Raw genomic sequence first — 22,836 nt, 5'->3', positions numbered from 1 at the left:
ATCAAGATGCTTCCTAATGGTCCGTTCCACCACCAGACGCTTGCTTGCTGGAGCCGGCACCGCTGCAGCTCTACTGATTGGCTCAGCATTCACCGGGGCTCCCGAGCAGATCGCCCACGCCCAAGGCACACCGGGGCTGATGGAATTCCGCTGGGACAGCGATCGTGACTACCGGAAGCTGTACTACTACCAGACCTCCAGCATCGAAAACGACCGCTCGGAGTGGTATCTCACCCTGCGCGAAAAGGACCGCAAGACAGCGATCCTCAAACTCACCGTCACTGTTCCGGACTACTTCGACTCCAAGCTCAAGCCCCACCGCATGCGCCTGTGCCGCACCAGCGTCGGCAGCATGATGAGCCGGAGCAAGTGCCTTGAAGCGATCCCGGCAGTCATCGAGGTCAACAAAGACCAAACAGAAATCGTGGTCTTCCCCGACACTCCGCTGCCTTCTGACGGGGACTACTCGCTTCACATCAAGCTGTTCAACCCCCAAGGGAAGCGCATGTATCAGTTCAACGCCCTGGTGCAGGCTCCCGGCGATGTGCCGATGTCCGGCTACCGCGGCAGCTGGCTGATCGATGTGGACTGACTGATAAAATCCCAGATTCAGATCGGCCGGTAGCCAGGAGACGTCCATGACCAAGCGCACCCTCGGGGGAACAAACCGCAAGAGGAAGCGCGTCTCGGGTTTCCGTGTACGGATGCGCTCACACACCGGCCGACGTGTGATCCGCACGCGTCGCAAGCGCGGCCGCGCCCGCCTCGCCGCTTGATGGTCTGGGATGAATCCAGCGGATTCATCCCAACCTCGGCATCTCCAAACAGGAGTGGTTGATGGTCCTTCCCGCCTCCATGCGATTGCGCGGGCATCGATGCTTCAACCGTTTGCACCGGTCCTCCAAGCGACACCACGGAACCTTGATGGTTCTGCGGGTCGCTTCAGGAGACTCCAACTTGCTTCGCCGAGAGTTGCGGGGCAACCAGGAAAGAACCTGCCGCTGCGCCCTGGTGATCAGCAACAAGGTGAGCAAACGTTCCGTCAAGCGGAACCGGCTCAGGCGGCTCCTACATGACCACCTGCGTCGACGTTTTGAACAGCGAAACGACTTGGCTGGTCGGTGGTTGTTGATCAGTCTTCGCCCAGAAGCAGCGGAAGCCGAACCCACACAGTTGCTCGAAGAATGCGACAGTCTTCTGAGAATCGCCGGACTGGATCCATGACCAGCATTCAGGAAGATGTCCACTACGACGGTGGACCAGCCCGCGGGGATCTGATCTTCAACATCCTGCTTGGTTTCACGCTGATCGGCCTTCCCTTCACCATCGGAGCCGTTGTTCGGGCCCTTTGGCTGCGCTTCCGCATCACCAGTCGCCGCATCTCGGTGACGGGGGGATGGATGGGCAAAGACAAAACCCAGGTGGTGTATTCCCAGATCAGCGAAGTGCGCACCGTGCCCCGGGGCTTCGGTGCCTGGGGAGACATGGTGTTGGTGCTCAAGGACGGCGCCAGGCTCGAACTGCGCTCGATGCCTCGATTCCGGGAAGTTGAGGCTTACATCCTCGAACGCATCAGCAGCCGTGCGGCCAAAGCCCAAGAGAAAACCACTGAAGGTTTCGCCGCCTGAGTGCAGCTGTTCATGCACACTGGCTTCACAACGTCCCGCCCCCCCGTTTCTTCAACGTGATCGGATACATCTCCGACAACCTGCTGATTCCAATCCTGGACTTCTTCTATGGGTTGGTTCCGAGCTATGGCCTGGCCATCGTCGCCCTCACCCTCGTGATCCGGATCGCGCTCTACCCCCTGAGCGCAGGATCAATTCGCAGCGCCCGGCGCATGCGCATTGCCCAACCGGTAATCCAGAAACGTCAGGCTGAGATCAAAAGCCGTTATGCCAACAATCCTCAGAAACAGCAGGAGGAGCTGGGCAATGTGATGAAGGAATTCGGCAGCCCCTTGGCGGGATGCCTGCCGCTGCTGGTGCAGATGCCGATCCTCTTCGCTCTGTTTGCGACCCTGAGGGGGTCACCGTTCGCCGACGTTCCCTACACCTTGAACATGAAGGTGTTGCCGGCTGACCAGATCGCCGCAGTTGAACCCAAACCGTTCAACAGCGCTAGCCATTCCATCTTCATCGGTGAAACCGACCATGTGCCGGTGATCGCCAGCCTGCCGCGGGGCACCAAGATCGGTGTCGGCGATAGCGCCACAGTGAACCTTCACACGAAGGACGGCCGCGCTTTCAGCGATGTGCTCACGGATGTTGAGAATCCTGGACGCTTTGCCCCAACCTGGGCGGTGACCAAGGGCGAAGACATCGTCAGAGTCAGTGAGGACGGCACGATCACAGCTCTCGCTGCCGGTGATGCCACTGTTGAAGCCAAGATTCAGGGCCTGGCAGCGCGCAGTGGCTTCCTGTTCATCAAAGCTCTAGGTCAGGTCGGCTTCTATGCCGACGGTGCCATCAACTGGGACATCGCCATTCTCGTTGCCGGCTTCGGCGTCACCCTGTTCATTTCACAACTGCTGTCGGGCATGGGCATGCCCGCCAACCCTCAGCAGTCCACGGCCAACAAAATCACTCCGGTAATGATCACGGGGATGTTTTTGTTCTTCCCCCTCCCCGCCGGCGTTTTGCTCTACATGCTGATCGCCAACATTTTCCAAGGTCTGCAGACTTTCATCCTCACCAAAGAGGCACTGCCCGACAACCTCCAGAAAATTCTGGACCAGCAAATGGCCCAGAAAACGGTGACGGTCTCCGCCAGCTCAGGTGGTTCACGGCTGCCATTTGAACCGAAGGGCAAGTGATTGAGGCACTGGAGCCTGTTCCCCTCCAGGAGCTCCGGGCCCTCGGCACCGCGAAACTTTGGGACGTTGAGGGTGAGCTCGATGAACTCCCCTCGCTCACACCGGTGCGAGGCCATGTCTCCGCAGAGCACCGCGGCAACGTCTTGGCGGTTCAGGGAAAGCTCAACACGATCGTGACGCTCTGCTGCGATCGCTGCCTGAATCAGTTCAATCAGAAGCTCAGCTGCACGCCCTCGGAACTGATCTGGCTGGGAGAAGAGCAACCGACGGCCGACGAGCTGGAGCTCTCCGGAGAGGTCGCTGAGATGGAAGGTCTGGTGGATGTTCTCGATCCACGTGGTCAATTTGACCCCCAGCAATGGGCATTCGAACAGCTCAATCTGCTGTTGCCCGTCGTCAACCACTGCGGTGACCACTGCCCAGGCCCACCAGGCCTCAATCAGCAGTCCGTGCCCCCAAACACCAAGCCAAAGGACGTGGATCCCCGCTGGCAGGCCCTTCGACAGATCCAGCAGCAGATCGACCAGCCATGAGCAGTGCCGCCTGGGGACACCAGATCGACCTTCTGGTGCGTGCGCGCACACCTTTGATCTGGGTGCGCAGCAATGAAGAAGCCCGGGTGGAAAGCCTGCTGGGAGAGGCCGCTCAACGGCTTGCACGCCAGCTGGTCTGCTGGAATTTCATCGATGGCATCAGCGGGCCGGTGAATGCCGATGGCCAGGGAAGCCGACAACCGATGGCCATGCTGCAGTGGCTGCAGCAACGGGATGCAGGCAGCCCAACCCTGCTGCTCGCCAAGGATTTTCATCGTTTCTGTGATGACCCCGGTGTGGCCCGGATGCTGCGCAATCTCGAGGCATCCCTGCGCAGCACCCCGCACACGCTGGTGCTGTGTTGCGGGCAATGGACACCACCAGGGGATCTGGAAGAGAGCCTCACCTTGCTGGATCTCCCCCTTCCCGACAACAACGACCTGCGCCGACTGATCAGCAGCATCAGCACCAGCAGCGGCAGCTCCCTTCCAGCTTCCGTCCTGGATGAGCTGGCTCAGGCCTGCAGCGGGCTCAGTGAGATGCGGGTTCGCCAGGTTGCGGCCCGTGCCCTGGCCCGCCGCGGCCAGTTGGGCTCAGAGGATCTGCAGGACGTTCTGGACGAAAAACGTCAGACGATTGCCCGCAGTGAGGTGCTGGAGTTCTGTCGCAGCGATGCGGGCACCGAAGCCATCGGAGGCCTCGACGGTCTCAAGACCTGGTTGAACCAACGACACCGGGCCTTCTCGGAAGATGCACGGCGTTTCGGACTGCCTCTGCCCCGTGGCGTTCTGCTCGTGGGTCCTCAAGGCACAGGGAAATCACTCACGGCCAAAGCCATCGCCTGCAGTTGGTCGATGCCCCTTTTGCGTCTGGATGTGGGGCGTCTGTTCGCGGGCTTGGTGGGGGCCAGCGAGGCACGCACCCGCGAGATGATCCAAAGGGCTGAAGCGATGGCGCCCTGCGTGCTCTGGATCGATGAGATCGACAAGGGCTTCGGGGGGGATGGCCGCAGTGACGGCGGCACCACCCAGCGGGTTCTGGCCAACGTGCTCACCTGGATGGCCGAGAAACAGTCCCCGGTGTTCGTCGTAGCCACCGCCAACGGTGTCGAGAAGCTGCCACCGGAGCTGCTGCGCAAGGGGCGTTTCGATGAGATCTTCATGCTCGATCTGCCCAGCAGCTCTGAGCGCAACAGCATTCTTGAGCTTCATCTGGAACAGCGACGCCCGGGGCTGAAGCTTCACCTGGACACCGTGGTGAGCCGCAGTGAGGGCTTCTCCGGTGCCGAGCTGGAGCAGACCGTGATCGAGGCGATGCACTTGGCCTTTGCCGATAACCGTGAGTTGACGGAGACGGATCTGATTGGAGCGGCATCCCAGCTCATCCCCCTCTCCCGCACCGCCAGCGAACAGCTCGAGCGGCTTAAGCAATGGGCTGCCGGAGGCCGCGCCCGCCCCGCTTCTGTTGCTGGAGGTAACGAACCCTGACGGGGCGTAACGAACACCAGCCTTGAGTGAGGCGCTGGCAGGCGCGCTCCCTACGGTCCGCACAACAGCAGGAGCAACGTGGAGAGCCGCAACGACATCGCCACTCAGCTCTGCGTGGCCTGCCTTGGTGCCGGTGTGATCACGACGATGGCCGTCGCCCAGGGACAAAGCCCCCTCACAGCTCTTGGCATCACCCTGTTTTCAGGCATCGCAGCTGTGATGGTGGGCCAGGTGCTCTGAAACGGACTGCCATAGGCTGCCCGCGCTGACGCCCCTGAAACCGTGCTCGATCAGCGCCTTGTGCGTGACAACCCCGAAACGATTGCCCAGCAGCTGGGGCGTCGAGGTAAGGCTGTTGATCTCACCAAACTGCAGCTGATTGCCCAGCAGCAGCGCGATCTAGAGCAACAACGCAGCAGCCTGCAGGCGGAAGGCAACCAGATCGGCAAAGAAGTCGGCCAACGCATCAAGTCGGGCGCTGATCCCAAAGGCGACGAGGTCGCCGAACTCCGCCAACAGGGCAATGCCATCAAGCAGAAGGTGGCGGTGCTGGAGGAGGAGGAAAAGCAGCTCTCGAGTGAGCTCAAGCAGCAGCTGCTGGGATTCCCCAACCTGCCGTCCGACGCCTGCCCTGATGGGCGCAGTGAAGACGACAACGTTGAAGTACGCCGCTGGGGAACCCCCCTGGTTGACGACAACCTGGACGAGCACTGGCAGATCGCGGAACGGCTGCAGCTGTTCGATACCGAACGCTCCGTCCGCATCGCGCAGAGCCGTTTCGTCACGCTGATGGGGCAGGGGGCACGACTGGAGCGTGGCCTGATCAATTTCATGCTCGACCTCCATGCGAGCAAGGGGTACATAGAAGTGCTGCCTCCGGTGCTGGTGAACAGCGCCAGCCTCACCGGATCAGGACAATTGCCCAAGTTCGCCGAGGAAAGCTTCCGTTGCGCGGAGGACGACCTCTGGCTGACACCAACCGCTGAGGTGCCGGTGACCTCCCTGCACCGGGATGAAATCATCGCGGCAGATCAACTGCCCCTGCGCTACGCCGCTTACAGCCCCTGCTTCCGCCGTGAGGCCGGCAGCTACGGCCGCGACACCCGTGGCCTGATTCGCCTGCACCAGTTCAACAAGGTGGAGCTGTACTGGTTTGTGCACCCCGATCACTCCGAAGAGGCGCACCAACAGATCACGGCCGATGCAGAAGCCGTGCTTCAGGCGCTGGAGCTGCCCTATCGGGTCTTGGACCTTTGCACCGCCGACCTCGGCTTCTCCGCCCGCCGGACCTACGACCTCGAGGTCTGGCTGCCGGGGGCGGGGGCCTACCGGGAAATCTCCAGTTGCAGCGTCTGTGGCGATTTTCAGGCGCGACGCTCCTCCATCCGCACCAAAGAAGGCAAGGCCACGAAATTGGTTCACACCCTGAATGGCAGTGGCCTGGCCGTTGGCAGAACCATGGCGGCCCTGTTGGAGAACGGCCAACAGCCCGACGGCAGCGTCCTGCTGCCCAAAGCTTTGGTGCCCTACGTCGGCCGCGAGCGACTCCAGCCAGAATGATCCGACTGGATTCCTGACGGAAATATGAACGTGTTAGCAGCCCTTCTGGTTCTCGCCCTGCTGATCGTGGTGCATGAGGCCGGCCATTTCCTCGCTGCCACGCTCCAGGGCATCCGCGTCAGCGGCTTTTCCATTGGTTTTGGCCCAGCCCTGATCAAGAGACAACGGCGTGGGGTGACCTACGCCCTGCGGCTGCTGCCCCTGGGTGGCTTCGTCGCCTTCCCCGACGACGACGACGAGAGCACGATCCCTGCTGATGATCCAGATCTGCTGCGCAATCGGCCGATCCCCCAGCAAGCCTTGGTGGTTGCTGCTGGGGTGTTGGCCAACCTGGCCTTAGCAATGGTGGTGCTCTTCGCTCAGGCAGCGTTTGTCGGCGTCCCCGCCGCGCCGGATCCGGGGGTCCTGGTGGTTCAGGTGCAACCGGGCGGTGCTGCCGCCCGCTCCGGGCTCCGTGCCGGTGACCAGATCCTCAGCATGAATGCCACCCCCCTTCCCGCAGGACAACGGGGCGTTGAGGCGATGGTGCGGGATGTGAAAGCAGCACCCGAGCAATCCATCCGTTTGGAGCGAAGGCGGGGAGACGAGACGTCCACCGTTGAACTGGTACCCGACGATCAACAGGGCACAGGGAAAATCGGCGCCCAACTGCAGGCCAACATCAGCGGGGAGATGCGACCCGTGCGGAACCCCGGTGAACTGGTGCTCACCACCGGCTCGCAATTCAGCCAAATGCTGCAGCAAACCGTGCGGGGCTACGCCGGCCTCCTGACCAACTTCCGAGCCACTGCGGGGCAGGTGAGTGGCCCCGTGAAGATCGTTGAGATGGGGGCTCAGCTCAGCCAGCAGGGGGGATCAGGATTGGTGCTCTTCTCAGCCCTGATCTCAATCAATCTGGCGGTGCTCAATTCGCTGCCGCTACCGCTGCTCGATGGCTGGCAAATGATGATGCTCGCAATTCAGTCCGTTCGGGGTCGTCCGGTGTCGGAGCGGATCCAAATGGCCTTCGTGCAATCTGGTTTTCTTCTTCTGGTGGGGCTCACGCTTGTGCTGATCGTGCGTGACACCAGTCAGCTGCCGGTGGTCCAGCAATTGATCGGTCGCTAGGAGGGCGAAGGCGCCCGTGTATCGTTGACGATTCGTTCACTCGCTGCCCTCAGCTGCATGGCCAAGAAGTCGATGATCGCTCGCGATGTGAAGCGCAAGAAAACGGTTGAGCGCTATGCGGCCAAGCGCGCAGCACTGATGGCAGCCTTCAACGCAGCCGAAGATCCAATGGATCGCCTCGAGATCCATCGCAAGATCCAGGCTCTGCCTCGCAACAGCGCACGCATCCGTGTGCGCAACCGCTGCTGGGCCACCGGCAAGCCCCGCGGCGTTTATCGCGATTTTGGTCTCTGCCGTAACCAACTGCGTGAGCGCGCCCACAAGGGAGAACTGCCCGGCGTGGTCAAGTCCAGCTGGTGATCAACCTGTAGCCATGGCGTCGTGAGGGGAGGCTTGGCCTCCCCTTTCTTGTGAAGAGCAACCATGAAATGTCAGACTTGGGATTGACAAAAGGACATAAGACGTCGTGCAAGGACAAACCCAGTCGATCTCCTTTGACGGACGCGAGATTCGACTGACCACCGGGCGCTTCGCCCCACAGGCGGGAGGATCCGTCTTGGTGGAGTGTGGCGACACCTCCGTGCTTGTGACAGCAACCCGTTCGGGCGGTCGAGAAGGCATTGATTTCCTGCCGCTGATCTGCGACTACGAGGAGCGGCTTTATGCAGCTGGCCGCATTCCCGGCAGCTACATGCGTCGTGAGAGCCGCCCACCCGAACGCGCCACGCTTACGGCACGACTGATTGACCGCCCCATGCGGCCGCTGTTCCCCAGCTGGCTGCGCGACGACCTCCAGGTGGTAGCAACCTGCCTGTCCCTCGATGAGCGGGTCCCCGCCGATGTTCTGGCGGTGACGGGCGCATCGGTAGCCACGCTGCTGGCGGGCATCCCCTTCAACGGCCCGATGGCAGCCGTGCGGGTGGGTCTGCTGGGGGATGACTTCGTCCTCAACCCGAGTTACCGGGAGATCGAGCGGGGTGATCTGGACCTGGTGGTCGCCGGTACCCCCGACGGCGTGGTGATGGTCGAGGCCGGCGCCAACCAGCTGCCCGAGCAGGACGTGATCGAGGCGATCGATTTCGGCTACGAAGCGATCTGCGAACTGATCAAGGCTCAGGAACAGCTGCTCAAGGATCTGGGCATCACCCAGGTCAAGCCAGAGAAGCCGGAAGAGGACAGCACTGTTCCTGCCTATCTCGAGAAGCAGTGCAGCAAAGCGATCAGTGCTGTGCTGAGCAAGTTTGATCAGAGCAAGGACGAGCGGGACACAGCCCTGGAAACAGTGAAGGGCGAAGTGTCCGAAACCATCGCAGGTCTCAAAGAAGACCATGCCGTCCGCAAGGCCCTGGCCAGCAGCCCGAAATTGCTCGGTAACAGCTTCAAGGCGCTGACCAAGAAGCTGATGCGTCAGCAGATTCTCAAGGACGGCAAGCGCGTGGATGGACGCGGCCTCGACGAGGTGCGCCAGATCAGTGCCATGGCTGGCGTGCTGCCGCGACGGGTGCATGGATCCGGTCTGTTCCAGCGCGGACTCACCCAGGTGCTCTCCACCGCAACGCTGGGCACCCCCAGCGATGCCCAGGAGATGGACGACCTCCATCCCAACACCGAGAAGCTGTACCTGCACCACTACAACTTCCCGCCTTACTCCGTCGGTGAAACCCGGCCGATGCGCTCCCCCGGTCGTCGTGAGATCGGCCATGGCGCCCTGGCCGAACGGGCCATTCTTCCCGTGCTTCCCGAGAAGGACACCTTCCCCTATGTGGTGCGTGTGGTGAGCGAAGTGCTCAGCTCCAATGGCTCCACCTCCATGGGTTCCGTCTGCGGCAGCACCCTGTCGCTGATGGATGCCGGTGTGCCGCTAAAGGCCCCCGTGAGTGGCGCTGCCATGGGTCTGATCAAGGAAGGCGATGAGGTGCGGATCCTCACCGACATCCAGGGAATCGAGGACTTCCTCGGCGACATGGACTTCAAGGTGGCCGGCAGCGAAAAGGGCATCACCGCCCTGCAGATGGACATGAAAATTACCGGCCTCTCGGTGAAGACGGTGGCTGAGGCCGTGAACCAGGCGCGCCCAGCGCGACTCCACATTCTCGAGAAGATGCTCGAGGCGATCGACACCCCTCGGGACAACCTGTCTCCCCATGCCCCACGTCTGCTCAGCTTCCGGATTGATCCTGAGCTGATCGGCACCGTTATCGGCCCCGGTGGACGCACGATCAAAGGGATCACCGAGCGCACCAACACCAAAATCGACATTGAGGACGGCGGCATCGTGACCATCGCCTCCCACGATGGTGCTGCGGCTGAAGAAGCCCAGAAAATCATCGAAGGCCTCACCCGCAAGGTCAACGAAGGCGAAGTGTTCTCCGGTTCGATCACCCGAATCATCCCGATCGGCGCCTTTGTGGAGATCCTTCCTGGCAAGGAAGGAATGATCCACATCTCGCAGCTCTCGGAAGCTCGCGTCGAGAAGGTCGAAGACGTTGTGAAGGTGGGCGACGAGGTGACCGTGCGGGTGCGCGAAATCGACAACCGCGGCCGCATAAACCTCACCCTGCGGGGCGTGCCCCAGGCCGGCGAGGCCTCCGAGGTGGAGCCTCAGCCCACCCCGGTTGCACCTCTGAGCTGATCAGGCCTCAGACCTGAAAGCCGGGATCGATCTCGGCCATGGCCCGCGTCGCACGCTCTCCGAGCTCGGCGTGGGCTTTTCCATGGCTGGCGATCAGACAGCCGGCCTGACGCACATCGCCGGTGTTGTAGGTGAGGTCGGCCTGATCGGCGTGGGTGAAGCGACCACCGGCCGCCAGCAGCACAGCCTCCGGAGCGGCCATGTCCCAATCCTTAGGAGCACTCTTGCCGGAAAGGGAGACGTAGAGGTCGGTTTCGCCTCTAAGAATCGTGGCCACCTTGAAGCCCACGCTGCCCACTGCTTTGGAACCACCGAGATTGAGGTCAGCAATCAGCTTGACCAGACGGTCGTCACGGTGGCTGCGGCTGGCCACCAGGATCAGATCTGAAACCTCGGTTCTGTCGCTGAAGCGAACCGGAGACCGCTGACCCTGACGGTCTTCACACCAGGCACCCTCACCAACGATGCCGATCCAAAGCTCATCGGCTTCCGGCAGAAGCACAACACCGATCACCGGCCGCTTGTCGCGAACAAGGGCCAGATGAACGGCGTATTCGCCTGTGCCCTGCAGAAAATCCTTGGTGCCATCAAGGGGATCGAGAATCCACAGCCACTCCGCCGGCAGCGGTTGGCCCTCTGTGAGCTGCTCCTTGGCAGTCTCCTCACTCAGCAACGTCCAGTCGGCCTTGGGGAACGCCGCGGAAAGCCCGTCCAGCAACCACGTGTTAACGGCCAGGTCAGCTGCAGAAACGGGGCCCTCTCCTCCTTCATCGACACTCAAGGCCTTGGGAAAACCATGCGGGGGCTGCTCGCCGCGGGCATAGGCCCGCAAGATATCGGCGGCTCCCCAACTCAGGCGACGCAGTTCCGTCAGCAGAGCCTCCTGGTTCACGCCAGCGGGGAGAACGGCAGAGCTGGGCATCATGATCAACAGAGGCGCTCGCCATTGTGATGCAGCGGGATGAACCAAGCGGCGGCAGCCTTTATCTGGTGGGCACTCCCATTGGTCACCTGGGGGACCTGTCGCCACGAGCGCGCGATTTGCTCCGCAGCGTGGATGTGATCGCCTGCGAAGACACCCGCCACAGCGGACAGCTGCTCAGCAGTCTTGGAGCAGGCGGCCGCAAGCTCTCTTTTCATCAGCACAACACCCGCACACGCTTACCCCAACTGCTGGATCTGCTGGCAGAGGGGCTAAGCATGGCGGTGATCAGTGATGCCGGGCTGCCGGGCATCAGCGACCCCGGTGAAGAGCTGGTGGCCGCCGCGCACCAAGCCGGGCATCCCGTGATCTGCATCCCTGGCCCCTGCGCCGCCACCACCGCTCTGGTGAGCAGCGGCTTACCCAGTGGACGCTTCTGTTTCGAAGGATTCCTGCCAACCAAAGGCAAGGAACGGCGGGCACGCCTGGACGACATCAGCCACGAACCCCGCACCACCGTGCTGTACGAAGCGCCACACCGCCTGATCACATTGCTCGAGGAACTTCAGCACCACTGCGGAGGAGACCGTCCCCTGCAGGTGGCACGGGAACTCACCAAACGCCACGAAGAACAGGTGGGGCCGACGGTGGACCATGCCTTGCTGCACTTTCAGCAGCACCCCCCCCAAGGGGAATGCACGGTTGTGCTTGGGGGAGCACCGCTGGTGGAAGCGGAAGAACCCAACGACGATGAGCTGCTCAGGCAGCTGCAGGTGTTGCAGGACGAAGGTGCAAGCGCCAGCGACGCTGCACGGCAATTGGCCCAAACCACAGGGCTGTCCAGACGACGGCTGTATGCCCTCTTGCACCAGGCCACGTCAAACTGAGCCTGTCGACGGTTGTGCCATGTTGATTCGCCTTCGTCTTCTGCTGATCAGCTTTGGCGGTGGCCTGCTGCTGATGCTGCTGCTCTGCCTCGGAGCTCAGAACCTTCAGGATCGCCACACGCTCCAGCTCGGTGGGCAGCGGTCGGTACCCCTCCCCACGGGTTTTCTCGTGGGCATTGCTCTGGTGATCGGCGTGATCAGTGGCGGAACCGCTGCGGCCGTGTTGCTTCCCGAGCAACGCGATCGCTTCGATTAAGAGCGATCAGCTCCGGTAATCAGGCATCCAACGCAATCAAGGTTCCATCCACCACCAAGCGAGTGATGCCACGGGCTAGCAGGAAACTGCTGGTGCGCTGAAAAACAGCCATGTCGGGAACCTTGATCACCCGTTGACTCCGCCCGCACTGGCGCTTGGCCGCACGGGGGCTGACAAACAAGCACAACCCCTGGCGTTCCTGTTCGGCATCGTCGAGGAGGCCCAACTCGGGGAACTCTTTGAGGGGGCGGGCATCCAGCTCGACCACCTTGTCGACCAGCATGTAAGCACTGTCGGGCAGCAGGTCGACACTGAACGGTTGGGCTTGATTCAGAGGGCGATCACTGAGGTCTCCCACGCCTAGAAGGGGAACAAGCTCCGTGAACGTTTCAGCGCCGGCGTTGTCATCGTCGTCAGCTAGCTCCTCATCAGGGTCCTCTCCGAAGTCATCCGCGTCATCGAGGGCCAGGCTGCTGTCGTCGTCCTTGAGGGAGTCAGCCTCAGGTTCTTCAGCCGGAGTGACGGCTACCGGTGGAGGGGTGACAGACCCTTTTTGCCGGCTGGCCTTCAGTGCGGCGTAGGCATCAGCGGGCAGCAGTGCTTTCACCGTGCGGCTGACGGTGTTGGGACTGCAGCCAAAGGCCTCAGCCAAAGCAGCTGTTGACTCGCCGGCCTTATATCGACCGACCAGATCCTGCTTCTCGCTGTCGCTGAGACGACGCGGGGCCATGGATGCCGATCAAGAGCCCATCACCTTAGGCGGCGCAAGGCATCTAAATCCAACCTGTCCTGAAGCGGCCTGCCAAAATGTTGTCGCTTGCTCCCTTAGCTCAGCTGGATAGAGCAACTGCCTTCTAAGCAGTCGGTCGATGGTTCGAATCCATCAGGGGGCGTTAAAAGTCATACCAACGGTTTTCAGCGATTTGCTGGGAGCCGTTTTTTCTTGAACACCAACGTTTGTGCGCAGAATTGTGCGCAGATTTGACCCAAGCTCAACTGCACGGGAGGTGGGGTTGCGGTTTCCGCGCACAGATTGCAAGGAGCGGTACCTGCACTGGGAGACGACTTATCGCCAGCAAAGCCAGTATTCAGAGAGGCATCGGCAAGCTGTCGCCACACTGGGATGACGAACAGCTTGAGGCTGTCGTAAAAATGTTCAAAGAGAATGGCCTGCTGTGAAATTTAGAAAATGGTTCCGCAGAATTTCAATATTAAAATATCCAGCAGTAATTGTTTTTGGCATATGGGGATCCGTTCCGGCTTTGCAGCCAGGAGTTTCTGGCCTCAAGTCACAAGGTGATTTTCTGTTTGGGGACGATACCGTCAGAAGAATCGAATTAAATAAAATAAACTTGAACTCACATAGCACACCGAACTGGTGTTTTCAGCATTCATATGGAGGACGGGAAAAGGATTTCCATTACGCCATATGTAGCTTCGGAAACACGACGCAAAAACAAATAAAAGAAATGGGTTGGAATGGAGTATGGAAAGGACCAGAAACAATTTATAAAGTTGGCGATGTCTTACAAGATCAAAGCTATTTATGGGATTCTGCTGATTTCAATCGGGATTGGAAATGGCTTGAATTTTTCTATGGATACAACCCTTCTTCAAAATTTGGTGCTGCGTTGCTCGGCTTGGCGTATGTGCATATGAAGGCTGCGTTCTTTGCCGTTATCGCGTTTATCTTATTTTTGGTATTCGACGCATTTGTCCTGACCTTTTTCTTCTTAAGATTTGCTTTGAATAAGCTAAAGCGTTGATATCTTCCTTTGGAGAATATGCTCATACCATGGCATACAGGCTTTCTAGAGATTAGTTTTTTGTTTCTTGCTTCGCGATCCATCCTCCCAGGAATAGCCAGATAGGAGATGTAAAGGCTATTAGCATCGCCATGAATGCAGAATACTCTGTAACACTGTCCGCAAACAACTCTTGGCTGATATCACTTGCCTGTTGATAACTAGCAGTAAACCTCTGGTCATCTGAAACTATAATGCCACACGACGAAGGTGAGACTTTGCATACATACTCGTGAAACTCCCTTTTCTCGACTTTATCTCCTATACCTGCATAACAAGACACACGCCTTTCCCCTCCATTGAATGAATCGGATACCCTGCAGTAATCTGCGTCGCTTGTAAGCCTGCTGTTCTTAGGTAGTGGTAGCTTGGCTTTCCCACTTGCTTCACGTACTGCATTTAATTTTGCTCTCTGCTTGACTTCTTGAGGCCCTATATGTCCTCCAAGGCTTGGAAAGTCAGACATTGGTCTTACTCGTCCATTTGTGCCGATCAGTGCTTTGTACTCATTCGGTGCGTCTTTACTGATATAAAATTGTGTTGGGGATATGTCCATGACTCCTACAAGCCCATAGCAGCTTGGGATTGAGGCGATTGCTGCAACCTGCATTAAACGACCAACTATCTGGTTAACCCTCGGCATCTAGTCAGATCATCTTCAGTCTCTTTAGCAATGGCAATCACTACTAGAGCGCCACAGAGACACATCGACTTTTTTAGGGGCTGAACCATGGCCAGAACCAGCAGAGCTGAACGCCACAGACGCCGTGAATCAGCGTTGGCTTTAGTCAGTCAGGGAAAGGGTTTCAGCGACGTTGTGACCGCGCAGATGTCTCAATGGGGGTGCTCACGTTCATCTGCCCAACGGGACTGTCGCTGGGCGCATGAACAGCTCCAGCTGAGCATTGATTCGCACGATGCTCAACACCTGATGGTCCATATGGCTACGAGCCTTCAACGCATCTCTCTGAAAGCCGAAGAGTCAGGTCAGTTCGCAGCTGCTGTCGGTGCCCAGAAGATGCTCTACGAGCTTCTGCTGCGCAGGAAGTTGGACCATGAAGCTGCCAAAGCCAGTCGTCCTGGCTGGGGCTATCGCCACGGCAACACCAGGACCTAATACCGACTTACACGAGCGGATCACAGCGACAGCGTCCTGCTTGTGGTGTGTACTGGCCCGGGGCTTGGACACCCCCGGGGTTTTCGTATATCCAATGAGCTGCCCTCCACCAAAATGGAAGAAGCCATCAGGGGGCGTCTAAACAAATCCAATCCGACGAAGAAGTATTGGAATCGATCCCATGGGATGCGGAGCCCCCCGGTTTAGCGAGGGGCATCGACCCAAACAGATCGTCAGCTGTAGGCCTTGGCGATCAGGGGGCCAGCCTGCTCATCTGTCAGCACTGGGGTGACCTCCCAATCGAGACACTCGGCCCACTCAGCAGCGTGCTCGTAACAGGCGTCGGCGTTGTCTGCCTCCACGAGGATCCAGCCTTCGACCGAGCCAGGTGCATGGAAGCGCTTCCAAGACTTGCACTCCGGAAAGGGCGCACCCGTTGCCAGAAACTTCTTGGCCGCAATCTCGTGGTAACCGGTCTTGAAAGACCAGTGCATCAAAAAGGTCATTGGAAGTGTTGAAGCTAACGAACACTCCCACAGATGAGCCATCCAGTCTGTGAGAGCGAACACGTAGGGATGAAACGCAGCAAGGCCTTCCCCTCCGTACTTCAGCAGTCAGCTTGCATCCAGCATCAAGCGCGATTACATGGGAGGTATGCAGCCAGAAGGCGGAATGTCGGAGCTTCTCAAGCGTCAGATTGACCGCCTCGAAACCGCCATAGACCTTTCGACGGACTGGCTTGAAATTCAGTATCTGATGGTTGAGCTCGATCAGCTCAAAGCTCTGTATGAGGACGCGGAATCAGAGGCTGCTTAAGCGGGTTTTGAGATAAGCCTCAGGAGCAAAAATCCATAGAGTTCAGCAACTCATCACGCCATCTTTTTCAGATTTATTGATCCAACCCTGCCAGCGTATGTGTTGACTGATGTTCTATGGCATGAATAACGAGCAGCAGGCGGAACTCGAACGCCTCGAGCGTGTGCTTGCGGTGGCCCAGAGGAACGGCAACGAGTTTTTCATTCAGAACATCGAACGGGAGATCGCTGCCGTACAAAGGGGTGAATGCTCCCCCCTCATCGAGGAATACCTCACGGAGGAAGAACGCACATCAAGGGGCGTCGAAAAGCAGGCCGGGGCCTGATGAGCTCGCTTGCCCGAGAACGGTTTTCAAAGGTTTGTCTTCAGCCAAAACTGAAGGCTCACTCAAACCAGCAAGAACGGACGCAACGACCATCGCCCCTGGATCCACGCGAGACCACGACCCTGCTTGAACCGACTGAAAGGCATGCCACCCCAACAATCGATCGTTCAGGCCCTCAAGGCAATGCGCCTTAATGCCGATGACTTTGTGCCCTGAAGGCACAAAACTATGGGCATCGAGATCGGAGGAGCCCATGACGGACGACACTCCACCCCAGCAGACCGAAGAAGCAGACTGACTTTCTGGCCCCTGCTCCAACAGTCTCAACCATGACCTGGGTTGGTCCTTTGGTGGGCACGCAATGGTCCGCCACGCCAATCGACGCTCCACTTGCACCGTCTCAGGTGCCCTCGGAGAAAACGACCCAACACCTCGAGCCCATGGCCCCAGGGCGCCTCGAGCCAGACGCTTCGACCCTTTCTTTCCTTAGCTGAAGTGATGGGTTGAACGATGCACAAACGAGCGAGTTAGGCCGTCTTTCCACCGGGAAGGGCGGCCTTCCTCTTTGGCTGCTGACCGATGAAACATCACAAGCCCGATCTCATCTCAGTCCCACGTTTCAACACTTAAAGGAAGAGCCATGCAGACACGCATCAAGCTTCTGCATCCTCAACATCAGCCCCAGAGCCAACACCCTCAGCCACAGGATCCTGCCCAGGCCGCCAACCACTTTCCCAGATTTCCCGCGTCTTGAGATTCAACTCGACGCGAGATAGTCCCCATAGCGTGAGACATTTCTGCAGATCGTCGCGAATATCTTCAGCGCCAGGAAAATCCGCATATCGAGAAAACAATGCGGCAATCGTTGTCAACTGCTGCGGGCCTGGCGCGCCCTCATGACCCAACACAGCATCGATCTGGTCGCGATCGATGGCGTAAAGCGGATGGGTTTGCTGCATGTCGTCGGTCATCAACCGATCATGCCTGAACAGGGCAACCAGAGCAGCAAATCAGTCGAGCTCCCAGCACTCAGACCCACGGCTGGTGAGCAGGCACACAACATGCTTTTCCTCACTGATCAGACGATACGTGTGCCCATCAGCATCACTTCGGGCACGGGCATGCCAGAAGGCGTTGTCTTTTGAAGCGTGCTCAGCACGATTGGACCAGCCCTCAACTGTTAACTCTTGAACTGCAAACATGCGCTTGGCTCGAACTGAGCAAAGGCTCGAGGAGCACGCGGGCTATGTGCAGGATCAACAGAAACTTGTTGGGATCGCTTGATCAGCTGTTGTAATCATCTTAAAGCCGAGATTTTGTCGACGCTTGAGCCAACTTCCTCAATGGAAAGACGCTCAGCCGCGGCATCATTCTGAAGACGAAAGAGAAAGCCATTCACCCAAGCTGTCTCCTTATTATTGGCCTCATGGCCACGGTCGACGAACCCGGGCTGCTGCTGGAACAGATGCAGAAGAATGGTCAGCACGTCCTGCGGCGAAAGATTTTCAGGGTCAATCGATGGCAGTTGATCCCTTACATCCAGATAAGACATGGATCCGGTTGTCGCAACATCAAAAGCCACTGTCGACTTGCACACTTAGTCGAACCATCCAAACAAAAAGCCCCACTGAAGTGGGGCTTCATCCCTTGAATGAAACAGGGTTCAGAGCCAATTGGCACGCATCGCCTCGTAGGTCACTCCTCGGTATTTCAACTGAGTTGGAGCAACCTTCTCTTTCGCCAACTTAACGGGAGAGAGATGCGCAGAGGTGTAGTCGCTGGATTCAGATCCGCGAGCCACGGCCTTTTTGGAGTTGTTGCGGAGCTGCACGCGCAGCTCACGCTCCTTCAGAAGCTGAAGAGCATTCATGGTGTTCCTCGTAGAAAGCTCAGGCCCCGTTCCATGCCCTGAGTCGAACTGCGCTTCGCCGTGTAGCGAAGTGAACGTTCGTAGCGGTTGCTACAAAATAAATATAGGCCATTCAAGCCCCGTTGCGCTGTTCATCCCGTTACAGCTCGGGGCAATCAAATCAAGTTCAACAGCAAAAGCTGCTCTAACACGAGCGAATTGTGGTCATCTTCGTTGGTCGTTCTCATTTCAAGGTTGAAAAACAGTGCTGATTGCTCCCGAACAAAAGGGCCTGCATGCCACGTTCCCGGATGCAGCTTGAAGGCTTCACCAGCTTGAAACTTGATCAGAGCGATGGAGGACACGGGGGGCGGACAGCCGGAATCCGTTGAAGGGGCCATGGCCAGCCACCAGGGCTGTGCATCTGCAGACCCCAAACACTGACTCACACGATGGTGCCGCGTCATCGACTTGAGCACGGGAGGCCGGCGGCGGATCCGCATCACGTAGAAACGTGGTTGACCATCTGTAGCGAAGTACAGATCTGCATCGGCTTGACCAAACAGAGCAGGATCGTTCTGCGGACGCAACAACGTGCCACAGCGCTCCAACCAGGGCGAGTCAGATGAGATCGGCGTTAGGCGTTGGGTTTCCTCGTGATCCATCCCGTCAGGATATGAAAACCAGGCCATGCACCAGTGCAAAAAATGGTGCCTTGGGCCACTGAAGCCTGTGTCGGGACTCCCTATCACCTGAAAAAGGTGAATCGATCATGCTGACCACATCGACACGATTGAAACTGCAAAACATCTGCAGCCGCCTGGCCCAGGGCGAGTTCGTGTCACTCCAGGAACGCGTCTACCTTCAAAAATTCGCCGAACGCGATCGCAGCGTGAGCACATGGGTGAGCAGAGCACAGCGTTTTCAACGGGAAGGCACACAACAAGGCCTCGACGGTTTGATGGCCGATCTCGACCTGGGGCGACGTCATCCAGACGACCCTGAGCACCCAGAAGATGATCTCGGCGATTGGTTCAGCAAAGCCTCGCCTTGGCTGCGTCGCGACTGACGCCCATTAGCTGGGATCGTCAAGGGGGCCGAAATGGTTGACGGCAACCTCCTGCAACGTCTTCAACGATTTCAGAACAGCCAGGCGTTGCTGAGCCTGAGCAAGCATCGGCTTGCCATGCGGAACGCATGATTCGATCAGGGATGCCGCCTCCGAGGCTTCAGCCTTCACCCAGCCGGTGCATCGATCGAGGCGAGTGGTGAGATCACCATCGCGCAACGCACCCGAGTAGTTCGGTCCCGCGAAAACCTCGAGAAGTGTCGCCAATGCGTCCCTTGCCTGCTCCCGGTTCACCGTCATAGGGCTTGTGGAATACAGGTCCACACTGGCAGGACGGGCACAAAAAAGCCGCCACAAGCGGGCGGCCGGGTGATGGGGATATCCACAGCTTACCTGAACGAACCAGTGATTGCAGGCCTTCTGAAGAAACGGCGACAACACGGACTGCCAAAGTTTTCCACCCTCCTGTGGATAAGCGGCCGCTAAGCGGTGTTTTGTGCAATTCAATCCACCAGATGTGGTGGATCAGCTGCACAAACTTGACGAGAAGCACTACACTTATTGGAAAGCCGGGTGATGGGGATTACTTGGCTTATTCCTCCGTTCAACGGAGGTTTTTTTATGCCTTGTTCCATCACAAGACAGAGCAGCCTGAAAAGCTCTCATACCCAAGGAGCTTGTCTGCGCAGCGGAGGCGAGCCGTAGGTGCACAACTTTGTTCGCTGATCCGACGCATTTCGGTGAACTTGAGACTGCTTCAGCTCGGACCCAGGCCAGTGAGATCAGACATCAACTCAGTCAGAAAAGGGTCAGATCCATGCAAACCCACGCCATAGGCTTCGTGCATCCATCACGGGATCCCGGCCAGATGCGTGCCCTCAACGGAGTGCTGCTTCTATCGATTTCTCTAAGCGTGCTCTCATCTGCTGCAAGAGCCCTGGAGCTGGGTCCTTGTGAACCCGCCAAAGCAGTGAAGATTATCGACACCAGTCTCAAAGAGGGGAAAACGCTTGAACAATCCCTGGAAATGATGATCAAAGCGAAGGTGTTCGACGGGTCTAAGGCGTGCATCACCTTCATCCGCGAGACCTCCATGACCATGCGAGATCCCTACCCAAGGGCCTTTAAGTCGCTCTGGTTGAACTAGACGTCAGTCGGATCCTGATGGTGTCGGTTTGGCCGAGAACAGGTCCCTGAGCCAACGACTCACGAGCAAACACGACATCATCAGCTCAGGATCTTGCCGAACCATGCAAACCCCACGACGGATCAACGATCCCGCCAACAGCCTCGCCGTTGTGGTTGCCGTCGTTCTCAGCGCGCTGTTGTTGTTGGGGCAGGCTCTGTTCATCGTTCCTGCCGGCAAGGTGGCCGTGGTCACAACCTTGGGAAAGGTGAGCGGGGGATCACGACTGCCCGGCCTCAATCTCAAGGTGCCGTTCATTCAATCGGTGTATCCGTTTGATGTGCGCACCCAGGTCAAACCGGAGGAATTTGCCACCCTCACCAAAGACCTCCAGGTGATCGAAGCCACAGCAACCGTGAAATATGCCGTTCGCCCCAACGAAGCGGGACGGATCTACCGGACGATCGCCGGCAACGACCGCGAGATTTACCCCCGCATCATTCAGCCGTCATTGCTGAAGGCACTGAAGTCGGTCTTCTCCCAGTACGAGCTTGTCACCATTGCCACCGAATGGAACGACATCTCCTCGCTGGTGGAGCGCACGGTCGCCGAAGAGCTAGACAAATTTGAATATGTGGAAGTGCGCGGTTTGGACCTCACAGGTCTGCAGATTGCCGAGGAATACCGCGCAGCCATTGAACAGAAACAGATCGCCGAGCAGCAACTGCTCCGCGCCCAGACCGAAGTGAAGATCGCTGAACAGGAAGCCTTGCGTTACGACACCCTTAACCGAAGCCTTGATGATCAGGTGCTCTACAAGCTGTTCCTCGATAAGTGGGATGGGCAAACGGAGGTTGTACCGGCCCTTCCGGGCAGCAACGGCAACACGCCTCCAGTAATTGTGGGGCGACGCAACTGAACGAACGACATCCGTGGTTGTTGATCAACAATCGCTTCTCGAAGATCAAGATCGTGTCGAGGAACTGCACCGCAGTTACGACGGCGAAGCACTGCTGAACGAATCCTTCATCGTTCTGACCATTGGTGCCAGCTTGATCGCCAGCTTGGGATTACTGGCCAACAACTCCGCCGTCGTCATTGGGGCCATGGTTGTAGCCCCCTGGATTCTGCCGCTGAGGGTGGCGGTGTTCGCGATTCTGATCGGGCAGGCCAGGCTTTTGTCCCGATCACTGATCACCCTTGCGGCCGGAGCTGGGATCACCTTGATCCTGTCGATGGGATTGGGCTGGATCGCACGCAGTCAAGGCGTGCTTGTGGTCGAGGCCTTGCCAGAACAGATCGCTGCCCGACTTGAACCCAACACGTTTGATCTGGGAATCGCCCTGGCGGCAGGTGCCATTGCGACCTACGCCAAGGTCAACCCCGGTGCCGTGAGTTCTATGGCTGGCACGGCGATTGCCGTGGCCTTGGTGCCGCCGGTGTGCGTGATGGGATTGATGCTCTCCGGCCCAGACATCAGCAGCGCCCAAGGGCCTGCACTGCTCTATGCCGCCAACTTGCTTGGAATTCTGATTGGTGGGATCACAGTGCTGGCGATTCGTGAGCCGTACTTCCGCGAGAAACTCAAGCGACGACGACGCTCACGCTTACCAGTGCTGGTGGCATTTGGTTTGGCCATGATTGTGGGTCAAAAGCTGAATGGAAGGTATGAGCAATACCGATTCAAGGTGAAGCGGGAGGTTGCCCAAAAACAGATTGAATCTGAGATCAGCTACTACCTGAAGAATGAGACGTTGACCTTTGGCGCCAACGACGCCGTGGAACTCGAAAAGATCGTTTTCGACTGGCCCAACTACTGGGAACAAAATCAAGCCCCAAGCTTCCGGGTGGTGGTGCGATCCGTCGATCCCAAGCTGCCGAGTTACAAGCAGGTTCAGAACATTCAAGACACCATCAACAGCAGACTTGCAGGGCAATTCCCTGGCCTTGAACTGCAGATGCAGGTGCAACGCATCAACGTGAGCGTGGTGGAAGGCAATGAAGTGGACCTCGAGGTTGACCTCGAGCAAATCTTCAACGAGGCAGAAACGGCCCTCGCACCACCTCAGTTGCTTGAAGATCAACCAAGCGATCAAGCAGGAGATTCCGCCGAAGCTGAAATCTGTTCAGAGCCAGATTGCTAAAACGTGTTTATTTGCGGGTCAGGATCACAAACAGGGCGTGAATCACAGCGGCTGGCCACATGCCGAACAACACCGGAAAACCAAGACCGCCCACAGCGAACAGATAGATCACCAGGTTGATCCAAAAAGGCTGGGTCAATCCCACCTGGGTGAAGACGCCAAGGGGTGGAACGAACAGAGCAATGATGATCCGGAAGATGTCGCCACAGGTCATGAAAACGATCACTGACGTGCTCTTGTCTTAGCAATCGCCGCCCAAGGCGCAGACGGTTCCTTTCATAGTGCCCGACACCTAAGGGTCTACAAGCCCAACAAAAAGCCCCCTCCTAGGAGGGGGCTTTCCGATTCAGTTGATCTGAATCGTTTTGGCTGTTCCAGAAGGAACA

Annotated in this window: 32 protein-coding genes and 1 tRNA gene; 23 read left to right on the top strand and 10 right to left on the bottom strand. The window is 58.3% G+C overall.

The annotated features are described in order from the left end of the window. Window positions 1-16: 16 nt before the first annotated feature. The 12 genes from Q3Y53_RS06185 (at window position 17) to Q3Y53_RS06130 (ending at window position 10,134) form a co-directional block, all read left to right on the top strand. Window positions 17-592 carry a DUF2808 domain-containing protein gene (locus Q3Y53_RS06185; protein ID WP_226425898.1) on the top strand — a complete coding sequence of 192 codons (576 nt, stop codon included), beginning with the start codon at window positions 17-19 and terminating at the stop codon, window positions 590-592. A gap of 46 nt (window positions 593-638) precedes the next feature. After that, on the top strand, window positions 639-776 hold the full coding sequence (gene rpmH, locus Q3Y53_RS06180; protein WP_011363584.1) for a 50S ribosomal protein L34: 138 nt from the start codon (window positions 639-641) through the stop codon (window positions 774-776). A 61-nt stretch (window positions 777-837) separates the two neighbouring features. Next, entirely contained in the window at window positions 838-1,224 is a 387-nt protein-coding gene (rnpA, locus tag Q3Y53_RS06175; RefSeq protein WP_303534134.1) for a ribonuclease P protein component, read from the top strand. Further along, window positions 1,221-1,628 (top strand): PH domain-containing protein, encoded by a 408-nt coding sequence (locus Q3Y53_RS06170; RefSeq protein ID WP_114988225.1) that lies wholly within the window; start codon window positions 1,221-1,223, stop codon window positions 1,626-1,628. The genes rnpA and Q3Y53_RS06170 overlap by 4 nt, the downstream gene beginning before the upstream one ends. A 56-nt stretch (window positions 1,629-1,684) precedes the next feature. Then, the gene (gene yidC, locus Q3Y53_RS06165; RefSeq protein WP_303534125.1) at window positions 1,685-2,815 is read left to right on the top strand and encodes a membrane protein insertase YidC; all 1,131 of its coding nucleotides are present in this window, start codon (window positions 1,685-1,687) and stop codon (window positions 2,813-2,815) included. Further along, a complete protein-coding gene (locus tag Q3Y53_RS06160; RefSeq protein ID WP_303534123.1) occupies window positions 2,812-3,348 on the top strand; it encodes a DUF177 domain-containing protein in 537 nt (178 codons plus the stop codon). Before yidC ends, Q3Y53_RS06160 begins: the two co-directional genes overlap by 4 nt. Next, window positions 3,345-4,835 carry an AAA family ATPase gene (locus tag Q3Y53_RS06155; protein WP_303534120.1) on the top strand — a complete coding sequence of 497 codons (1,491 nt, stop codon included), beginning with the start codon at window positions 3,345-3,347 and terminating at the stop codon, window positions 4,833-4,835. The genes Q3Y53_RS06160 and Q3Y53_RS06155 overlap by 4 nt, the downstream gene beginning before the upstream one ends. 78 nt (window positions 4,836-4,913) lie before the next feature. After that, on the top strand, window positions 4,914-5,075 hold the full coding sequence (locus Q3Y53_RS06150) for a hypothetical protein (protein ID WP_006852120.1): 162 nt from the start codon (window positions 4,914-4,916) through the stop codon (window positions 5,073-5,075). 42 nt (window positions 5,076-5,117) lie between these two features. After that, window positions 5,118-6,395, top strand: a complete 1,278-nt coding sequence (gene serS, locus Q3Y53_RS06145) for a serine--tRNA ligase (protein WP_303534105.1) — start codon at window positions 5,118-5,120, stop codon at window positions 6,393-6,395. Window positions 6,396-6,419: 24 nt separating this feature from the next. Next, a complete protein-coding gene (rseP, locus tag Q3Y53_RS06140; RefSeq protein ID WP_226425891.1) occupies window positions 6,420-7,502 on the top strand; it encodes an RIP metalloprotease RseP in 1,083 nt (360 codons plus the stop codon). A gap of 57 nt (window positions 7,503-7,559) precedes the next feature. Then, entirely contained in the window at window positions 7,560-7,862 is a 303-nt protein-coding gene (rpsN, locus tag Q3Y53_RS06135; protein WP_011363576.1) for a 30S ribosomal protein S14, read from the top strand. A 106-nt stretch (window positions 7,863-7,968) separates the two neighbouring features. Then, on the top strand, window positions 7,969-10,134 hold the full coding sequence (locus Q3Y53_RS06130; RefSeq protein ID WP_303534100.1) for a polyribonucleotide nucleotidyltransferase: 2,166 nt from the start codon (window positions 7,969-7,971) through the stop codon (window positions 10,132-10,134). A 7-nt stretch (window positions 10,135-10,141) separates the two neighbouring features. On the opposite strand, the gene Q3Y53_RS06125 is transcribed toward Q3Y53_RS06130, so the two are convergent. Continuing rightward, a complete protein-coding gene (locus Q3Y53_RS06125) occupies window positions 10,142-11,059 on the bottom strand; it encodes a 3'(2'),5'-bisphosphate nucleotidase CysQ (RefSeq protein WP_303534098.1) in 918 nt (305 codons plus the stop codon). A 26-nt stretch (window positions 11,060-11,085) separates the two neighbouring features. On the opposite strand from Q3Y53_RS06125, the gene rsmI reads away from it, so the two are divergent. Further along, window positions 11,086-11,943, top strand: coding sequence for a 16S rRNA (cytidine(1402)-2'-O)-methyltransferase (gene rsmI / locus Q3Y53_RS06120; RefSeq protein WP_303534096.1), 858 nt, complete (start codon window positions 11,086-11,088; stop codon window positions 11,941-11,943). A 19-nt stretch (window positions 11,944-11,962) separates the two neighbouring features. After that, window positions 11,963-12,199 (top strand): hypothetical protein, encoded by a 237-nt coding sequence (locus tag Q3Y53_RS06115; protein WP_303534094.1) that lies wholly within the window; start codon window positions 11,963-11,965, stop codon window positions 12,197-12,199. A 19-nt stretch (window positions 12,200-12,218) separates the two neighbouring features. On the opposite strand, the gene Q3Y53_RS06110 is transcribed toward Q3Y53_RS06115, so the two are convergent. Continuing rightward, complete coding sequence (locus tag Q3Y53_RS06110; RefSeq protein WP_303534092.1) at window positions 12,219-12,929, bottom strand: helix-turn-helix domain-containing protein; 711 nt, start codon at window positions 12,927-12,929, stop codon at window positions 12,219-12,221. Between the two features lie 89 nt (window positions 12,930-13,018). Here Q3Y53_RS06110 and Q3Y53_RS06105 point away from each other — a divergent pair. Continuing rightward, window positions 13,019-13,092, top strand: a tRNA-Arg gene (locus tag Q3Y53_RS06105). Between the two features lie 282 nt (window positions 13,093-13,374). After that, window positions 13,375-13,965 carry a hypothetical protein gene (locus tag Q3Y53_RS06100; protein WP_303534090.1) on the top strand — a complete coding sequence of 197 codons (591 nt, stop codon included), beginning with the start codon at window positions 13,375-13,377 and terminating at the stop codon, window positions 13,963-13,965. A gap of 52 nt (window positions 13,966-14,017) precedes the next feature. Here Q3Y53_RS06100 and Q3Y53_RS06095 read toward each other — a convergent pair whose 3' ends face one another. Next, window positions 14,018-14,647: a hypothetical protein gene (locus Q3Y53_RS06095; protein ID WP_303534087.1), complete on the bottom strand. Its 630-nt coding sequence runs from the start codon at window positions 14,645-14,647 to the stop codon at window positions 14,018-14,020. A 297-nt stretch (window positions 14,648-14,944) separates the two neighbouring features. Between Q3Y53_RS06095 and Q3Y53_RS06090 the strand changes: the two genes are divergently transcribed. Beyond that, window positions 14,945-15,121, top strand: coding sequence for a hypothetical protein (locus tag Q3Y53_RS06090; protein WP_303534085.1), 177 nt, complete (start codon window positions 14,945-14,947; stop codon window positions 15,119-15,121). 233 nt (window positions 15,122-15,354) lie between these two features. On the opposite strand, the gene Q3Y53_RS06085 is transcribed toward Q3Y53_RS06090, so the two are convergent. After that, window positions 15,355-15,627: a DUF3303 domain-containing protein gene (locus Q3Y53_RS06085; RefSeq protein ID WP_226426021.1), complete on the bottom strand. Its 273-nt coding sequence runs from the start codon at window positions 15,625-15,627 to the stop codon at window positions 15,355-15,357. A 139-nt stretch (window positions 15,628-15,766) separates the two neighbouring features. Between Q3Y53_RS06085 and Q3Y53_RS06080 the strand changes: the two genes are divergently transcribed. Together Q3Y53_RS06080 and Q3Y53_RS06075 are read left to right on the top strand one after the other, a co-directional pair. Continuing rightward, a complete protein-coding gene (locus tag Q3Y53_RS06080; RefSeq protein ID WP_303534082.1) occupies window positions 15,767-15,937 on the top strand; it encodes a hypothetical protein in 171 nt (56 codons plus the stop codon). Window positions 15,938-16,058: 121 nt separating this feature from the next. Next, window positions 16,059-16,262: a hypothetical protein gene (locus Q3Y53_RS06075; RefSeq protein ID WP_226425884.1), complete on the top strand. Its 204-nt coding sequence runs from the start codon at window positions 16,059-16,061 to the stop codon at window positions 16,260-16,262. A gap of 653 nt (window positions 16,263-16,915) precedes the next feature. Here Q3Y53_RS06075 and Q3Y53_RS06070 read toward each other — a convergent pair. From Q3Y53_RS06070 to Q3Y53_RS06055, 4 genes are all read right to left on the bottom strand, one after another. After that, window positions 16,916-17,233 carry a DUF3288 family protein gene (locus Q3Y53_RS06070; RefSeq protein WP_226425883.1) on the bottom strand — a complete coding sequence of 106 codons (318 nt, stop codon included), beginning with the start codon at window positions 17,231-17,233 and terminating at the stop codon, window positions 16,916-16,918. 326 nt (window positions 17,234-17,559) lie between these two features. After that, on the bottom strand, window positions 17,560-17,814 hold the full coding sequence (locus tag Q3Y53_RS06065) for a hypothetical protein (protein ID WP_226425882.1): 255 nt from the start codon (window positions 17,812-17,814) through the stop codon (window positions 17,560-17,562). A gap of 111 nt (window positions 17,815-17,925) precedes the next feature. Further along, on the bottom strand, window positions 17,926-18,132 hold the full coding sequence (locus Q3Y53_RS06060; protein WP_226425881.1) for a hypothetical protein: 207 nt from the start codon (window positions 18,130-18,132) through the stop codon (window positions 17,926-17,928). Window positions 18,133-18,287: 155 nt separating this feature from the next. After that, window positions 18,288-18,701, bottom strand: coding sequence for a hypothetical protein (locus Q3Y53_RS06055; RefSeq protein ID WP_303534077.1), 414 nt, complete (start codon window positions 18,699-18,701; stop codon window positions 18,288-18,290). A 182-nt stretch (window positions 18,702-18,883) separates the two neighbouring features. On the opposite strand from Q3Y53_RS06055, the gene Q3Y53_RS06050 reads away from it, so the two are divergent. After that, a complete protein-coding gene (locus tag Q3Y53_RS06050) occupies window positions 18,884-19,180 on the top strand; it encodes a hypothetical protein (protein ID WP_226425879.1) in 297 nt (98 codons plus the stop codon). A gap of 6 nt (window positions 19,181-19,186) precedes the next feature. Here Q3Y53_RS06050 and Q3Y53_RS06045 read toward each other — a convergent pair whose 3' ends face one another. Further along, a complete protein-coding gene (locus Q3Y53_RS06045; protein ID WP_303534074.1) occupies window positions 19,187-19,447 on the bottom strand; it encodes a hypothetical protein in 261 nt (86 codons plus the stop codon). Window positions 19,448-19,997: 550 nt separating this feature from the next. On the opposite strand from Q3Y53_RS06045, the gene Q3Y53_RS06040 reads away from it, so the two are divergent. The 3 genes from Q3Y53_RS06040 to Q3Y53_RS06030 all read left to right on the top strand — a co-directional run bounded on the left by Q3Y53_RS06040 (window position 19,998) and on the right by Q3Y53_RS06030 (window position 22,450). After that, window positions 19,998-20,327 (top strand): hypothetical protein, encoded by a 330-nt coding sequence (locus Q3Y53_RS06040; protein WP_303534071.1) that lies wholly within the window; start codon window positions 19,998-20,000, stop codon window positions 20,325-20,327. 103 nt (window positions 20,328-20,430) lie between these two features. Next, a complete protein-coding gene (locus Q3Y53_RS06035) occupies window positions 20,431-21,225 on the top strand; it encodes a prohibitin family protein (protein ID WP_226425876.1) in 795 nt (264 codons plus the stop codon). Between the two features lie 13 nt (window positions 21,226-21,238). Next, window positions 21,239-22,450: a DUF389 domain-containing protein gene (locus tag Q3Y53_RS06030; protein WP_303534066.1), complete on the top strand. Its 1,212-nt coding sequence runs from the start codon at window positions 21,239-21,241 to the stop codon at window positions 22,448-22,450. Window positions 22,451-22,457: 7 nt separating this feature from the next. On the opposite strand, the gene Q3Y53_RS06025 is transcribed toward Q3Y53_RS06030, so the two are convergent. Further along, entirely contained in the window at window positions 22,458-22,664 is a 207-nt protein-coding gene (locus Q3Y53_RS06025; RefSeq protein WP_226425874.1) for a YqaE/Pmp3 family membrane protein, read from the bottom strand. Between the last annotated feature and the right edge of the window lie 172 nt (window positions 22,665-22,836).

Origin of the sequence: Synechococcus sp. YX-04-1, assembly GCF_030546365.1 — a bacterium.
Taxonomy (GTDB): domain Bacteria; phylum Cyanobacteriota; class Cyanobacteriia; order PCC-6307; family Cyanobiaceae; genus Parasynechococcus.
Note: the sequence above shows the minus strand (reverse complement) of the source record. Positions and strands in the feature narration are given on the sequence as shown.